The 15,080-nt window shown below is 64.0% G+C and carries 14 protein-coding genes; 6 read left to right on the top strand and 8 right to left on the bottom strand.

The features are described from left to right. Positions 1–387: 387 nt before the first annotated feature. Entirely contained in the window at positions 388–1,068 is a 681-nt protein-coding gene (locus tag ACPEE1_RS05190) for an NUDIX hydrolase (protein ID WP_232539435.1), read from the bottom strand. A 167-nt stretch (positions 1,069–1,235) separates the two neighbouring features. On the opposite strand from ACPEE1_RS05190, the gene ACPEE1_RS05185 reads away from it, so the two are divergent. From ACPEE1_RS05185 to ACPEE1_RS05165, 5 genes are all read left to right on the top strand, one after another. After that, positions 1,236–2,093 carry a cysteine hydrolase gene (locus ACPEE1_RS05185; protein ID WP_182343537.1) on the top strand — a complete coding sequence of 286 codons (858 nt, stop codon included), beginning with the start codon at positions 1,236–1,238 and terminating at the stop codon, positions 2,091–2,093. A gap of 69 nt (positions 2,094–2,162) precedes the next feature. Further along, positions 2,163–3,350, top strand: coding sequence for a nicotinate phosphoribosyltransferase (gene pncB, locus ACPEE1_RS05180; protein ID WP_021026135.1), 1,188 nt, complete (start codon positions 2,163–2,165; stop codon positions 3,348–3,350). A 9-nt stretch (positions 3,351–3,359) separates the two neighbouring features. Then, positions 3,360–5,060 (top strand): NAD+ synthase, encoded by a 1,701-nt coding sequence (locus tag ACPEE1_RS05175; protein WP_116926469.1) that lies wholly within the window; start codon positions 3,360–3,362, stop codon positions 5,058–5,060. A gap of 173 nt (positions 5,061–5,233) precedes the next feature. Then, entirely contained in the window at positions 5,234–6,283 is a 1,050-nt protein-coding gene (locus ACPEE1_RS05170; protein ID WP_423935442.1) for a bifunctional nicotinamide-nucleotide adenylyltransferase/Nudix hydroxylase, read from the top strand. Between the two features lie 119 nt (positions 6,284–6,402). Next, entirely contained in the window at positions 6,403–6,888 is a 486-nt protein-coding gene (locus tag ACPEE1_RS05165; protein WP_182343543.1) for a GNAT family N-acetyltransferase, read from the top strand. 97 nt (positions 6,889–6,985) lie between these two features. Here the strand turns inward: ACPEE1_RS05165 and ACPEE1_RS05160 are convergent, their stop codons facing one another. From ACPEE1_RS05160 to ACPEE1_RS05130, 7 genes are all read right to left on the bottom strand, one after another. After that, entirely contained in the window at positions 6,986–7,888 is a 903-nt protein-coding gene (locus ACPEE1_RS05160; RefSeq protein ID WP_182343545.1) for a carbohydrate kinase family protein, read from the bottom strand. Positions 7,889–7,915: 27 nt separating this feature from the next. After that, on the bottom strand, positions 7,916–9,412 hold the full coding sequence (locus ACPEE1_RS05155; RefSeq protein ID WP_232539436.1) for a zinc-ribbon and DUF3426 domain-containing protein: 1,497 nt from the start codon (positions 9,410–9,412) through the stop codon (positions 7,916–7,918). Positions 9,413–9,437: 25 nt separating this feature from the next. After that, entirely contained in the window at positions 9,438–10,358 is a 921-nt protein-coding gene (gene prmA, locus ACPEE1_RS05150) for a 50S ribosomal protein L11 methyltransferase (RefSeq protein WP_021026144.1), read from the bottom strand. Between the two features lie 75 nt (positions 10,359–10,433). Then, positions 10,434–11,789 carry an acetyl-CoA carboxylase biotin carboxylase subunit gene (gene accC, locus ACPEE1_RS05145; protein WP_021026145.1) on the bottom strand — a complete coding sequence of 452 codons (1,356 nt, stop codon included), beginning with the start codon at positions 11,787–11,789 and terminating at the stop codon, positions 10,434–10,436. A 10-nt stretch (positions 11,790–11,799) separates the two neighbouring features. After that, on the bottom strand, positions 11,800–12,252 hold the full coding sequence (gene accB, locus ACPEE1_RS05140; protein WP_021026146.1) for an acetyl-CoA carboxylase biotin carboxyl carrier protein: 453 nt from the start codon (positions 12,250–12,252) through the stop codon (positions 11,800–11,802). Between the two features lie 118 nt (positions 12,253–12,370). Further along, positions 12,371–12,952 carry a TlpA disulfide reductase family protein gene (locus ACPEE1_RS05135; RefSeq protein ID WP_116926475.1) on the bottom strand — a complete coding sequence of 194 codons (582 nt, stop codon included), beginning with the start codon at positions 12,950–12,952 and terminating at the stop codon, positions 12,371–12,373. A 6-nt stretch (positions 12,953–12,958) separates the two neighbouring features. Beyond that, positions 12,959–13,555 carry a hypothetical protein gene (locus ACPEE1_RS05130; RefSeq protein WP_116926476.1) on the bottom strand — a complete coding sequence of 199 codons (597 nt, stop codon included), beginning with the start codon at positions 13,553–13,555 and terminating at the stop codon, positions 12,959–12,961. A 103-nt stretch (positions 13,556–13,658) separates the two neighbouring features. On the opposite strand from ACPEE1_RS05130, the gene mpl reads away from it, so the two are divergent. Next, entirely contained in the window at positions 13,659–15,062 is a 1,404-nt protein-coding gene (gene mpl / locus ACPEE1_RS05125; RefSeq protein ID WP_116926477.1) for a UDP-N-acetylmuramate:L-alanyl-gamma-D-glutamyl-meso-diaminopimelate ligase, read from the top strand. The last annotated feature ends 18 nt before the right edge of the window (positions 15,063–15,080 follow it).

Below are 15,080 nucleotides of genomic sequence, written 5' to 3'. Positions count from 1 at the left end.
AGCCAGCAGTGCTGCGCGCTGCTGCGGGCCTGTAAGGCCCCGAGCGCAGCGAGTTCGTCGGTTCTTCGGCGCAGGCTCACATCGCTCGCGATGTGAAGGGCCGCCAGGCCCGGCCGAAGCCAAAGACCGCTGACAGCCAGCAGTGCTGCGCGCTGCTGCGGGCCTGTAAGGCCCCGAGCGCAGCGAGTTTGTCGGTTCTTCGGCGCAGGCTCACATCGCTTGCGATGTGAAGGGCCGCCAGACCCGGCCGAAGCCAAAAAACCGACAAGGCTGCGCTGCTTCGTGCTGCTGCCGGTCTGAAGTAATTCAGGTCAGTCTTCGCAAGAAATCCGCTCGGAGTGATCCAGCGGATTTTTTCATGGGTGCTCGTCAGTCCAGCCAACGCATTCACAGCCCCCGCGCACTCAGCGCCAGCTGCAGCCTGAACTCCGGCCGCACCCGGTGCAGTTGCGCCGGCCGATGCGCGCCTCCGGCCTGCATTTGGCCCGGCACGGGCTCGAGCATGCCCAGCTCGTCCATCTTGCGGCGAAAGCTCACCTTGTTCAGCGGCTCGCCCAGAATGCTTTCATAGACCTGCTGCAGCTGCGGCAGGGTAAAGCTCTCGCCAAAGAAATGCACCGGCAGCGAGGAGTACTGGCTCTTGCTGCGCACCCGCGCCAGCGCTGCCTGCAGGATCTGCCCATGGTCAAACGGCAGCTGGCCGGTGGCAGCGACCGGCACCATCTTCAGCCCCTGCCTTGGCGTGGGGAGCTTTTGCTGCGGGATCAGCGCGCAATAGCTGATGGCGACCGACCAGCCGCGTGGGTCACGCGCCGGCCCGCTAAAAGTGGCCAGCTGCTCCAGGTACGCGTCTTCAATCCCCGCCTTGCTGCGCAGTACGCGGGCGGCACTGGCATGGGCGTCGGCGTCTTCTTGCGCATGGATGTAGCCGCCCGGCAAAGCCCATACCCCGGCAAACGGCGCGCGCTCGCGCTGCACCAGCACGACGCTCAGCACCCCGTCCACCAAGGTCAGCACCACCACGTCCACCGTGGTCAGCACCTGGATGGAGGCGGTTTCACTTTGCATCATTTCTGTACCAAGTCCTTTTCATGAAGGGCAGTATGCCGCTGCAGCTACCCAGAATCAATAAAAACATAGGCTTCATGCAAAAGATTTCCTGCAAGCCCTCTTCATTAGTTAGTTGCAAAAATATTTTAACAAGCGTAGACTGCCTCACATCGAAGGAGAAAGACATGCGCCAACGCACACAGCTGCTCATCATCGACCCGCAAAATGACTTTTGCGACCTGCCGCCAGCCTGGCTCCCCAGCAACGCGGCAAGCCCCGCGCCTTATGCCCCCAGCCTGCCGGTGGCGGGCGCCCATGCGGACATGCGACGCCTGGCGCAGTGGCTGCTGCAGCATGCCTCGCAGCTCGATGGAATCACCGTCACGCTCGACTCCCACCAGGCCTACGACATTGCCCACCCCGCCTTCTGGCAGCAAGGCGATGGCAGCCCGGTGCAGCCTTTTACCGCCATCACCGCTGCGCAGCTGCGCGAAGGCAGTTTCAGGCCTCGCAACCCGGACGAGCTGGCCCGTACCCTCGCCTACCTCAATGCGCTGGAAGCCCAGGGCCGCTACACCTTGATGGTCTGGCCGCTGCACTGCGAAATCGGCAGCATTGGCCATGGCGTGCATGCCGACATCCTGACCGCCTGCCGCCAATGGCAAAGCCAGCGCCAGCGCGCGGTGCGCCATGTGTTCAAGGGCATGAATCCGTTGACCGAGCACTACAGCGCCATCTGCGCCGAGGTACCCGATGCGCAAGACCCGGAAACCCAGTTGAACACCGCCTTGCTGCAGCAGCTGGCGCAGGCCGATACTTTGGTGATCGCCGGGGAAGCGGGCAGCCACTGCGTGCGCGCCACCACCGAGCACATCGTGCAGCATATGGCGCCGCTGTGGGGCGCGGAGGATTTCTCGCGCATTGTCCTGCTGACCGACTGCATGAGCCCTGTGGCCGGCTTTGAAGCGGCACAAGACACCTTTTTGCAGCAGATGCGCGCCCTCGGTGTACGCTGCTGCACCAGCACGGCTTTCAGCTTATAAGCCGTTTGGCCATTGGTGCTTGAGGGACAAGCGCTGATGGATCGTATTTTTGACAGAGAAAGACGCGGTATGCAGCCCATTATCACCAGCCTGCTCGACACCGATTTGTACAAATTCACGATGTGGCAGGCCATGCTCCATCGCCACCCGCAAACCCAGTCCACCTACCGCTTTGTCTGCCGCTCGCAGACCGAGTTTCCGCTGGTAGATCTGCTGGCCGAAGTGCGCGCCGAGATCGACGCGCTGTGCGCGCTGAAATTCAAGAAGGACGAGCTCGACTACCTGGCCAGCCTGCGCTTCATGAAAAGCGATTTCATCGACTTTCTGCGCATCTTCCAGTTCCAGCGTGATTTCATCGAGGTCGAGCCCGATGGTGACGGCCTGCACATCGTTGCCCATGGCCCCCAGGTGCATGTGATGGGCTTTGAGATCTTTGTGCTGTCCATCGTCAACGAGCTGTACTTCCGCCGCTTTGAGCAGGCCAGCGCGCTGGCCGAGGGGCGAAAGCGCCTGGGGGCAAAAATAGTGCGTCTGCAGGAGCTGGCACAAGAGGCCAAGCACCGCCACCCCTTTGAGCTGTTTGATTTTGGCGTGCGCCGGCGCTTTTCCGCCCCCTGGCAGCGCGAGGTGGTTCAGGCCTTTGCCACGCAGACCGCGCAGTGGTTCAAGGGCACCTCCAACGTGCTGCTGGCGCGCGACCTGAACCTGGTGCCCATTGGTACCATGGCCCATGAGTACCTGCAAAGCTACCAGGCCCATGGCGTGCGCCTGCGTGATTTTCAGATCGCCGCGCTGGAAGACTGGGTGCAGGAATACCGGGGCGACCTGGGCATTGCGCTGACCGACACCGTCGGCATGGACGCCTTCCTCGCCGATTTCGACATGTACTTTGCCAAGCTGTTCGACGGCTTGCGCCATGACTCGGGCGACCCCTACGAATGGGGCGAAAAGGCACTGGCCCACTATGCCAAGCTGCGTATCAATGCGCATGCCAAGCGCCTGGTGTTCTCCGATGGCCTGACCCTGGACAGCGCGCTGGCGCTCTACCAGCACTTTGCCGATCGTATCCAGTGCGGCTTTGGCATTGGCACCCAGCTGGCCAACGACATGGGCCTCAAGCAGCTCAACATCGTGATGAAGCTCACCCACGCCAATGGCCAGCCAGTGGCCAAGCTCAGCGACAGCCCAGGCAAGACCCTGTGCGACGACGAGACCTACCTGGCCTACCTCAAGCAAGTGTTCCATGTGACGCAGTAAGGAGCCGCGATGCTCAAGATCACCCTGGCCCAGCTCAACCCCACCGTGGGCGATATGGACGGCAACATCGACCAGATGCTGGCCGCCGCCCGCCAGGCGCAGGCTGAAGGCGCGCAACTGGTCGTGTTTGCCGAGCTGTCGCTGACCGCCTACTACCCCGGCGACCTGCTCGACGAGCCCGATTTTCTGGCCCGCGTCGATGCCGGCATTGCCCGCCTGTTGCAAGAGAGCCAGCAACTGCCCGATCTGCACTGGGTGCTGGGTGCGCCCACCCGCGCCGCCGGCCCCGGCAAGCATCTGCACAACAGCCTCTTGGTGCTGCACAACGGCGCCATCCGCCTGCAGTACGACAAGCAGCTGCTGCCCACCTACAACATCTTTGACGAGCGCCGCCACTTCGAGCCCGGCCGCGACGTGGCCAAGGTGCTGCGTATCGGCCAGATGCAGGTCGGCTTTCTGATCTGCGAGGACGGCTGGAACGACAGCGGCGCCGACTACGCCACCAACCCCTTCGAGCGCATGGCCGATGCTGCGCCCGATGTGGTGGTCAGCATCAATGCCAGCCCCAGCCACCTGGGCAAGCGCGAGGAGCGCCACCAGATCTTCAGCCATGCTGCGCGCCGCCATGGCCTGCCGATTCTGTATGTCAACCAGATCGGGGGCCAGGACCAGATCGTGTTCGATGGCGCATCGTTTGCGGTACAGCCCGAGCGCGGCATTGTCTGGGAGGCGCCGCGCTTTGTGCAAACCGTCTGCACGCTGGGCTTTGACAACGGCGACTTCTGCCTGCCCGATGGCACACGGCCCGCCACCCCTCCGGCAGAAGGCCTGCCGACGATGGAGTTCTACCGCCAGCAGACCATTCTGGGCCTGCGCGACTATGCGCGCCGCTGCGGCTTTCGCCAGGTGGTGGTCGGCAGCTCCGGCGGTATCGATTCGGCGCTGACCCTGGCCTTGGCGGCCGAGGCGCTCGGCCCCGAGAACGTGGTCGGCATCACCATGCCCTCGCGTTACTCCTCCAGCGGCTCGGTGGACGATTCGGTGGCGCTGTGCCGCAACCTGGGCATTGCGCTGCACACGCACCCGATTGCCGACTTGGTACAGGGCTATGCCCAGCAGTTCGAGACCAGCTTTGGCGCGCCCTTGCAAGGCCTGCCGCTGGAGAACGTCCAGGCCCGCATTCGCGGCACCATCCTGATGGAGTACAGCAATGCTTTTGGCCACCTGCTGCTGACCACGGGCAACAAGTCCGAGATCTCGGTGGGCTACTGCACCTTGTATGGCGACACCAACGGCGGCCTGGGCCTGATCGGCGACCTGTACAAGACGGAGGTGTTCGCGCTCGCGCGCCATATCAACGCCAGCGCCGGGCGCGAGATCATCCCCCGGGCCATCATTGACAAGCCGCCGTCGGCCGAGCTGGCCCCCGACCAGAAGGACGAGGACAGCCTGCCGCCCTATGCCGTGCTCGACGAGATCCTCAAGATCCTCATTGAAGGCCAGCGCCTGTCGAGCCTGGAGTACGACGCCGCGCGCCTCTTTGTCGATCGCTTTGTACAGACCGAGGCAGGACGCCAGACCCTCGCCAAGGTGCAGCGCATGGTCCACCGCAGTGAGTACAAGCGCCGCCAGGCGCCGCCCATCCTGCGCCTGCGCCCACGCGCCTTTGGCACCGGCCGGCAAATGCCGATTGCGGCCTACTACCCGTAAGACCCCTTTGCAAAACCGCCTGCCGTGCTCTGAACCTGGGCCCGGGCGATCCGCCTCCATCCCATTCGGCGCGGGTCTTGCAGAGGATCCTCAAAGGCAAAGGGCGGCGACCCGGCACATCCACAGCGCATAATCCCCAACCAGCACCCCAGCAGGCACCAAGACAACGAGACATGACCGCAGCTACCGAGCACTATGACCTGGCCGTACTGATTGGCCGCTTCCAGCCTCCGCACCTGGGCCATCTGGCCTTGCTGCAGCAGGCGCTTGCCCGCGCCAGCAAGGTGGTGGTGGTATTGGGATCTGCGCTGCAGGCCCGCAGCCCCAAGAACCCCTTCACCTGGCAAGAGCGCGCGCAGATGTTTGCTGCAGCGCTCAGCCCCGCCGATGCGGCGCGCCTGGTGTTTGTGCCCATCCGCGATTACTACGACGAGCCGCGCTGGGTGACCGCCGTGCGCGAGGCCGTCACCAGCCACAGCACGCCGGGCGCCCGCATTGGCCTGGTGGGCCATTTCAAGGACGAGAGCAGCAGCTACCTGGCCCACTTCCCCGGCTGGGAGCTGGTGAGCCTGCCGCGCCAGAACAGCATCGACGCCACCCCCATCCGCGACGCCTACTTTGGCACGCAAGGCGATGGCTCTGCAGCAAGCCTCGCCGCCTTGGCCGATATGCTGCCAGCCAGCTCGCTGCAGTTTCTGCAGCAGTTCCGCACCAGCGCAGAATACGCCGCGCTGCACACCGAATGGCAGATGCTGCGCCGCTACCATGCCTCCTGGGCGGCAGCGCCCTACCCGCCCATCTTTGTCACCGTCGATGCATTGCTGCGCTGCGGCAACGAGGTGCTGCTGATCCGCCGTGGCCATGCACCGGGCAAGGGCTTGCTGGCCCTGCCCGGCGGCTTTGTCGAGCCGCGCGACAGCCTGTGGCAATCCTGCCTGCGTGAGCTGCAGGAAGAGACGCATTGCGCGCTGGACGAGTCGCAACTGCAGGCCAGCCTGCAATCGGTGACCGTGTTCGACCACCCCGACCGCAGCCAGCGTGGCCGCACCATCACCCATGTGCACTATTTCGACCTGCAGCGCAGCCCCAAGCCTGCGGTGCGTGCCGACGATGATGCAGCCGAGGCCTTTTGGCTCAGCATCGATGCGATACGCGCCCGCGAGGCCGAGTTTTTTGAGGACCATTTCCAGATTCTGCAAAAACTGGTGGCAGCCTCACATTGATGGGCAACGTCAACGCAACGCTGGTGCAGCCTTCCTCCCCCAACAGCCAACCATGTAGGCCGCCCACAGTGCGGCCTGCATACACAGACTCACCAGGCTAACCCCCTGGCCATTGATCCATGACGACAGCGCTCCACATCCGCCCCGCCACCATCGACGACACCGACACCATCCTGCGCTTTGTGCGCGATCTGGCCGTCTATGAAAATGCCGAGCACGAGGTGCTCGCGACCCCCGCCCATGTGCACAAGACCATGTTCAGCGAGGGTGCCACGGCGCATGGCCTTATCTGCGAGCAGGAGGGCCAGGCCATTGGCTTTGCCGTGTATTTTTTCAACTACTCCACCTGGCAGGGGCGCAATGGCCTCTACCTGGAAGACCTGTACGTCGACCCCAGCCACCGTGGCAGCGGCGCGGGCAAGGCCTTGCTGCGCCATCTGGCGCGCATTGCCGTGGACAAGGACTGCGGGCGCTTCGAGTGGAGCGTGCTGGACTGGAACACGCCATCGATCCAGTTCTATGACAGCCTGGGCGCCAAGCCGCAGAGCGAATGGATTCGCTACCGGATGACCGGCGAGGCGCTGGAGGCCTTTGCCAAAGGGTGATGCATCACAGCGGCTAGCGCCGTGCACCATTCAGACCCCGCCAGGATGAGATGAAGCCAAGGCCCGCCCGGAGGCCCGGAGAGGCCGAGCCACCGCCTCAGACCGCTGCGGGGTCAAAATCCAGCTGGTAGTTTTGCGGGCCGCGTGCTGCGATCTTCAAGGCGCCCATGCGGTTGCCCAGTTCCACACAGGTGCGCAGCGGGCGGCCCTGCTCCAGGCCCCAGAGCAGACCACCGCGCCAGGCATCGCCGCAGCCGGTCGGGTCGACCACGGCCGTGGCCTGGATGCCAGGCACATGCATGCGCTCGCCGTTTTCCCACAGATCGCAGCCTTCGGCACCCAAGGTCACCATCAGGCCCTGCACCTGGGTAGAGATCTCGGCAAACGACAGGCCGGTGCGCTCGCTCAGCATCTTGCCTTCGTAGTCGTTCACCGTCACCCAGGTGGCCAGGCTGATGAAATGGCGCAGGTCATTGCCATCGAACATCGGCAGGCCCTGGCCAGGGTCAAACACAAAGGGAATGCCAGCGGCATGCAGCTGCTCGGCGTGCTGCAGCATGGCGTCACGCCCATCGGGCGCGACGATGCCAATGGCCGCGCCGCAGTCCTTGGTGATGGTGTTTTCATGGGCCTGCATCATCGCACCGGGGTGGAAGGCGGTGATCTGGTTGTTGTCCATGTCGGTGGTGATCATGCACTGGGCGGTGTAGTGGTCGTCGAGCTTTTTGATAAAGCGCGTATCGATACCCAGCTGCTTGAAATGCGCGACATAGCCGTCGCCATCATGGCCCACCACGGCCATTGGCAGCGCCTGGCCGCCCAGCAGGTGCAGCGCATAGGCAATATTGCCGGCGCAGCCGCCAAAATCGCGGCGCAAGGTCGGCACGAGAAAGGACACGTTCAGGATATGGATCTGATCGGGCATGATCTGGTCGGCAAAGCGGCCCGAAAATGTCATGATGTTGTCAAATGCGAGCGAGCCGCAGATCAGCGAAGCCATGAAGCTATTCTTTCTGTTATCAAAAATTCAAGGGTAGAACGCCAGCACGCGGTAGCCCACGACATCACCTGCCGCCTCTGCCACCTGGATGACCATCTCTGCCGTCCACTCGCCATGCGCGTCCAGCGCGGCAGGCGCCTGCAGCTCCTGCGGAGTCAGCACACGGCGCAGCACCAGTTTTTCTGCCGCGTCATTGAGGCTCAGCTCCAGCGCAGGGACCGCCACCGGATTGTCGGCACCATTGCGCAAGACCACGCGCAGCCGGAACTGGCGCGGCCCCACGGCGTTGAAGCTGGTGCTGTCGATAGACACGGCCTGCAGTTGCCTAGGCGGCGCAATCTCGCAGCCCGCGAGGCGGCAAGCGGCTTGCAATGCCGGGCGCCATTGGGGTTGGGCCAGGGCCAGGCGGTCACGCTGGGTCAGCGCGATCTGCAGCAGCAAGGCCGCCAACAGCAGCAGGCTGAGCAACAGCGACAGCACGACGACCCAGGGCTTGCGCCAGAAGGCCTTGCGCTTGGCGGCGCGCACAAAACCTGGCTCGGCCACGGCATCCATGCCGGCAGAAGCGGCTGCATCGGCCGCCGCAACGGCCTCATCCATCTGCGCCACATAGTTGGTCGGTGCAGCCAGCGAGGGCTCCCGCTTGCCGGCATCCAGGGTTCTGCCAGCCATCTCGGGCGCCAGCAGCAGCCCATCCTCTTGCCGCGCCGCCGGGCCGGGGGCGGACAGATCATGGGCGCTGCTCTGCCTCAAATACGGCGGAGGTGAAGCCGGCTCCTGGACCTGCAGCTCTTTTGCAGCAGGGGCAGCGGCAGCTGCCACCACATCCTCCACGACCAGCGGTGCGGCCTCATCCAGCAGCGCGGGCTGCGCTGGCTCTGGCGGCACAGGCGCTGGTACGGGCTTTTGGCGCTCGGCAATGGCCTCCAGCAGACGGCCCTCGCGGGCTTGCAGTTCCGCCAGGTCGTCAGTGGCCGAAAAGTCCACCCGGCTGCTGCGCAGCGATTCCGGGCGCTGGTCCGCCATCGGCTGCCATTCGCTCTCCAGACCGCTGCGGTCCTGGCCTGCGGGTGGCGCGACAGGGGTCTGCGCCTGGGCCTCTTCCTCATAGGCCTGCATCCAGGACGAATCCACATAGCCCGAATCCCCGCTCGCATTGGCGCGGCGCGGAAACACCAGCACCGACAGCTCGGGCACCTGGGCGTTGGGGTTCACCTGCAGCGAGTTCTCCGTCCGCAGCACTGCAGCCCCCGCCTGCGCCGGCTCTGGGCTGGGCGTAGGGACAGCAGGCGAGGCCACCTGCGATGGAGCCACCACCGGGGCCTGCGTGGCGACAGCGGGATGCTCAGCCGGCGCCTGCGTGCCTGCGGGCGCTGCCGCCGGTGCACTGGCCGCCAGGTGTGTCAGCGCATCAAACACCGCCTTGCACTTGCCACAGCGCACCCAGCCATCGGAGATGCGCAATTGGTCATCCACCACCTTGAAGCGGGTCTGGCACTGGGGGCAACGCGTTATCTGGCTCATCGCAGTGGATTGTAGGGTCAGAAGTTCAGCGGCCTGTCCCGGTGGCGGAATCTGCTGCGCGCCGTGCTGTCATCAGCACCCAGCCGTCTTCGGTATCGGCCACGTCCAGCTGCAGATAAGGGGCGTAAGCGGCTTTCAGCTCATCGGTCTGGCGCTCCAGGATACCGGCCAGCACCAGGTGGCCACCCTGGGCCACATGGGCGCAGAGCAAGGGGGCCAGCACCTTCAGCGGCGTAGCCAGGATATTGGCCAGCACCGTCTGGTACTCGCCTTGCGCTGCATCAGGCAAGCCGGCGCGCAGCTGCACATGGTTGGCCTGGGCGTTGTATTCGGTCGATTCCACGGCAGCGGTGTCAATGTCCACCGCATCAATGTCCACCGCACCAAACTTGGCGGCGCCAATGGCCAAAATGCCGGAGCCGCAGCCGTAGTCCAGCACACGGCCCAGATCCTGGCCTTGCGCGCCGCGCTGCGCAATCCAGCGCAGACACATGCGGGTGGTGGGGTGGGTGCCGGTGCCAAAGGCCAGGCCCGGGTCCAGGCGGATGCTGCGGGTCGCGGCCGCTGGCAGCTCATGCCAGGTGGGCACAATCCAGAATTCCGGCGTGATATCCACCGGGGCGAACTGCGATTGGGTCAGGCGCACCCAGTCCTGCTCGGCCACCTCACGGATGCCCAGCAGGCTGCAGCCGGCAAAGAAATCCTGCAGCTGCAGCAAGCTCTGCGCCTCTTCGGCCGCAGCGCGCTGCGGGAACAGCGCCACGATGCGGCTGCGCTGCCAGCCATCCTTGGGCGGCGGCATGCCGGGCTCGCCAAACAGTGCCTGCTCGGCATCGGTCTGGGCATCGGCATCTTCGACCGAGACGCTGAGCGCATCCAGCGCATCCAGCGCTTCGCTCACGCTCTCGACCCGGTCTTCCGGGCACATCAGGCACAGTTCGTACATGACAGGGTTTCCTTAATGCAAAAAGCTGGCATTCCCTTGGAAATGCCAGCATCTATCACGATGAAAGGGGGCGCATCAACGCTTGCGCGCAGCCAGCCACTCTTCCAGATAGTGGATATTGGTGCCGCCGGCATTGAACTTGGCATCGACCATCAGCTCCGAATGCAGCGGGATATTGGTCGAAATCCCTTCGACCGCCGTCTCCAGCAGCGCAGTGCGCATGCGGGCGATGGCCTGCTCACGGGTGTCGCCATAGACGATCAGCTTGCCGATCATCGAGTCGTAGTTCGGTGGCACGAAGTAGTTCGCATACACGTGCGAGTCCACGCGCACACCCGGGCCGCCCGGCATGTGCCAGGTGGTGACCCGGCCAGGCGATGGCGTGAACTTGTAGGCATCTTCGGCGTTGATCCGGCATTCGATCGCATGACCGCGCATCTGCGCGTTGATCTGGCGCTGCGTGAACGGCAGTTTCTCGCCAGCGGCCACCATGATCTGGGTGCCGACGATATCCACGCCAGTGATCCATTCGGTCACCGGGTGCTCGACCTGCACACGGGTGTTCATCTCGATGAAGTAGAACTCGCCGTTTTCGTACAGAAACTCGAAGGTACCCGCACCGCGGTAGCCGATCTTCTTGCAGGCGGCCACGCAGCGGTCGCCGATCTTCTCAATCAGGCGGCGTGGAATGCCAGGGGCCGGCGCCTCTTCAATCACCTTCTGATGGCGGCGCTGCATGGAGCAATCGCGCTCGCCCAGGTAGACGGCGTTCTTGAACTTGTCGGCCATTACCTGGATTTCGATGTGGCGCGGGTTCTGCAGGTACTTTTCCATGTACACCGCAGGATTGCCGAACGCAGCACCAGCTTCGGCCTTGGTCATCTGCACGGCATTGACCAGCGCAGCCTCGGTATGCACCACGCGCATGCCACGGCCACCGCCGCCGCCTGCGGCCTTGATGATCACCGGGTAGCCGATGGCCTTGGCAATGCGGCGGATCAGCGCGGGGTCATCCGGCAATTCGCCATCGGAGCCAGGCACGCAAGGCACGCCAGCCTTGATCATCGCCTGCTTGGCCGAGACCTTGTCACCCATGATGCGGATGGACTCGGGCGTCGGGCCAATGAACTGGAAGCCGCTCTTTTCCACGCGCTCGGCAAAGTCGGCGTTCTCGGACAGAAAGCCGTAGCCAGGGTGGATGGCCTCGGCGTCGGTCACTTCGGCCGCCGAGATGATGGCCGGCATGTTCAGATAGCTTTGGGCCGACGGCGCCGGGCCAATGCAGACGGCCTCATCGGCCAGCTTCACATACTTGGCGTCGCGGTCCGCCTCGGAATAGACCATCACGGCCTTGATGCCCAGCTCGCGGCAAGCGCGCTGCACACGCAGTGCGATCTCTCCGCGGTTGGCAACCAGAATTTTCTTGAACATGGGCGAGGCCTTATTCAATGATGAACAACGGCTGACCAAATTCCACGGCCTGGCCGTTTTCGCCCAGGATCTGCTTGATCGTGCCGGACTTGTCGGCTTCGATCTCATTGAGGATCTTCATCGCTTCAATGATGCACACGGTGTCGCCTTCCTTGACCTGGCTGCCGACCTCAACAAAGGCCTTGGCGCCGGGAGCGGACGAGCGGTAGAACGTGCCCACCATCGGTGACTTGACCGTATGGCCTTGCGCCGCAGCGGGAGCAGCTTCTGCCGGCGCAGCGGCAGCAGCGGGGGCTGCTGCAGGGGCCGCAGCGGGCAACACGGGCGCCGCCATCACTTGCTGCACCACAGCGCCGCCGCCCTTCACAATGCGAACCTTGCCTTCTGCTTCGGTGATTTCCAACTCCGAGACATTCGATTCGGACACGAGATCGATCAGGGTTTTCAGCTTGCGTAAATCCATGGGAGCTCCAACGGCTAAAAAATCAAACAGGGCGCAAATTTACTCCAATTTCGCCCTATTTGACTCAATATCTTTGATTTTTGATCAACGGCACTACTGCCGTCCCGGCTTGCACACCTTATAGACTTGCCCAATTTTGCAAGTCAGATGCAAGAAGTTGCCCCATTTTACGATGTTGAACGTCACCTTGCCTACCAAATACCACTGTGAACGGTAGGCCGCCTGCGGAATTGCCCAGGTCGCGCGTCAGCTGCGTGCCACCCATGCCGGCAATCCCCACAGGGAAGGCCAGCGGCGTGCGCTGCAAAAAACGCTGCACCGCCGCATCCTGGTCCACCGCCAAACCCACCACCTGCCAGCCCTTGGCGCGCTGCGCTTCGTAGAACTGGTTGAGCATCGGCAGCTCTTCAACACAAGGCGGGCACCAGGTGGCCCAAAAATTCAGCAGCAAAGGCTTGCCCTGGAAGGCCTGCATGCGCACTTCGGTCTGCCCGCCAGGCGCAGCAAAGGCCTGGCTCCACAGCCCGTCCATCGCCGGGCCATTGGGCTCGGCCAAGCGGTGGCGCCACCAAGCCCAGCCCGCTCCGGCAGCCAAAGCGGCAGCCGCCACGCCACCGGTCAGCAGGCGCCGACGGCTGGCGGCGGCCTGCGGTGGCAAGGTTTGCGCTGCATCAACAGGTGCGCGTTCAGGTGTCGGCATGGGGCATCACTCCGTGGGTGGGGTCAGCAGGCGGCGCACCGCCTCCAGCGAGCCGCGCGGCGTGCGGCCCTGGGCATCGGGCTTCAAGGCGCCGCGCAGGTCATCCAGGTCGTAGACCAGGTAGTGCACACCAATGCTCTCATTGAGCGGTTTGCAAAAGCTGCTGATCGACAAGGCATCCACCGTCTCACCGTGGAAACCGTTGATCGACGATACCTCATAGCGCACGCCATGGTCAATCAGCGCAATCTCAGCCGATTTGGAGTCATCGCAGAACAACTGAATGTATATATCAGACAGGCGCGTGGCCGTACCATTCCAGACGGCACCTACCAGATAGGGCCGGAAAGCCTCCATGCGCTCCATCCACAGCACGGCCATCTCGCGCAATGCCCGCAACTCGGCGGGCTGGGTGTCGGCGCAGAACAGCTCCAGGTACTCGCGCACCGCCGCTTCCAGTACCTCGTTATCGGGCAGAGCGGTGCGGCCCGGCAGCCCCAGCTGCTTGACGGCGCGCTTCTTGGCCGGCCCCCACTCCAGGCCTTCCTCCACCACCATGCGTGCGGCGGTGTTGGCGATTTCCCAGCTTGCATCAGTCTTCATGCATTCCATTGTGTCGGATTTGCATGGCCCCTGCGGCACTTGCTTGCAATTACAGCCGCCCAGAGCGCGGCTTATATCCGGACGCGCCGTAGAATCGACGTCCATGCACATTCATATTCTGGGTATCTGTGGCACCTTTATGGGTGGCGTGGCCGCACTGGCACGCGAGGCTGGGCACAAGGTGACGGGCTGCGACAGCGGCGTCTACCCGCCGATGAGCGACCAGCTCCGCGCGCTGGGCATCGAGCTGATCGAAGGCTTTGGGGCCGACCAGCTCGCGCTGCAGCCCGATATGTACGTGGTCGGCAACGTCGTAAGCCGTGCGCGCCTGGACGATGGCTCGCCCAAGTTTCCGCTGATGGAGGCCATCCTCGACACCGGCGCTCCCTACACCAGCGGCCCCCAATGGCTGGCCGAGCATGTGCTGCAGGGCCGCCATGTGCTGGCCGTGGCCGGCACCCATGGCAAAACCACGACGACCTCGATGCTGACCTGGATTCTGGAGGCCGCCGGCCTGCAGCCGGGCTTTCTGGTCGGTGGCGTGCCACTCGATTTTGGCGTCTCCGCCCGCCTGGGTGCGCCCACCCGGCCCGGCGGTGGCGACCCACGCCCCGTCTTTGTGATCGAGGCCGACGAATACGACACCGCCTTTTTCGACAAGCGCAGCAAGTTTGTGCACTACCGCCCCCGCACCGCCGTGCTGAACAACCTGGAGTTTGACCACGCCGACATCTTTGATGACCTGGCAGCGATTGAGCGCCAGTTCCACCACCTGGTGCGCACCGTGCCCGCCAGCGGCCGCGTGGTGGCCAATGGTGTTGAAGAGAGCCTGACCCGTGTGCTGCACCAAGGCTGCTGGAGCGAAGTGGTGCGCTTTGGCGCTGCCATCGACGACATGCGCGCCGAAGGCGACCCGTCGAACTTTGAAGTGTTCTATAAAGATGCGCCCGCCGGCAAGGTGCAATGGGGCCTGAGCGGCGTGCACAACCAGATGAATGCGCTCGCTGCCATCGCTGCGGCCCAGCATGTGGGTGTGGCGCCCGCAGAAGCGGCCCAAGCCTTGTCGCGCTTTCAGAACGTCAAACGCCGCATGGAATTGCGCGGCACCGCTGCCGGCATCCAGGTCTACGACGATTTTGCCCACCACCCCACTGCCATCCGCACTACCCTAGATGGCCTGCGCCAGCAGGTGGGCGCGCAAACCCGCATCCTTGCAGTGTTTGAGCCGCGCAGCAACACGATGAAGCTGGGCACGATGAAGTCACAGCTGCCCTGGTCGCTGGAATCGGCCGACCTGGCCTTTTGCCACACGGCCGGCCTGGACTGGGACGCCGCCCAGGCGCTGGCCCCCATGGGTGCCCGCGCCCAGACCGCAGGCAATATCGACAGCCTGATCGCCCAGGTGCTGCAGGCGGCCATGGCCGGAGACGTGATTGTCTGCATGAGCAATGGCGGCTTTGGTGGTATCCACGACAAATTGCTGCAGGCGCTTGCGGTCCGGGGTTGATAGGCCCGCCAACATCAA

Origin of the sequence: Comamonas sp. 23 (assembly GCF_049601575.1) — a bacterium.
GTDB classification, from domain to species: Bacteria; Pseudomonadota; Gammaproteobacteria; order Burkholderiales; family Burkholderiaceae_C; genus Comamonas; species Comamonas squillarum.
This window is presented reverse-complemented; position numbering and strand designations above follow the sequence as displayed.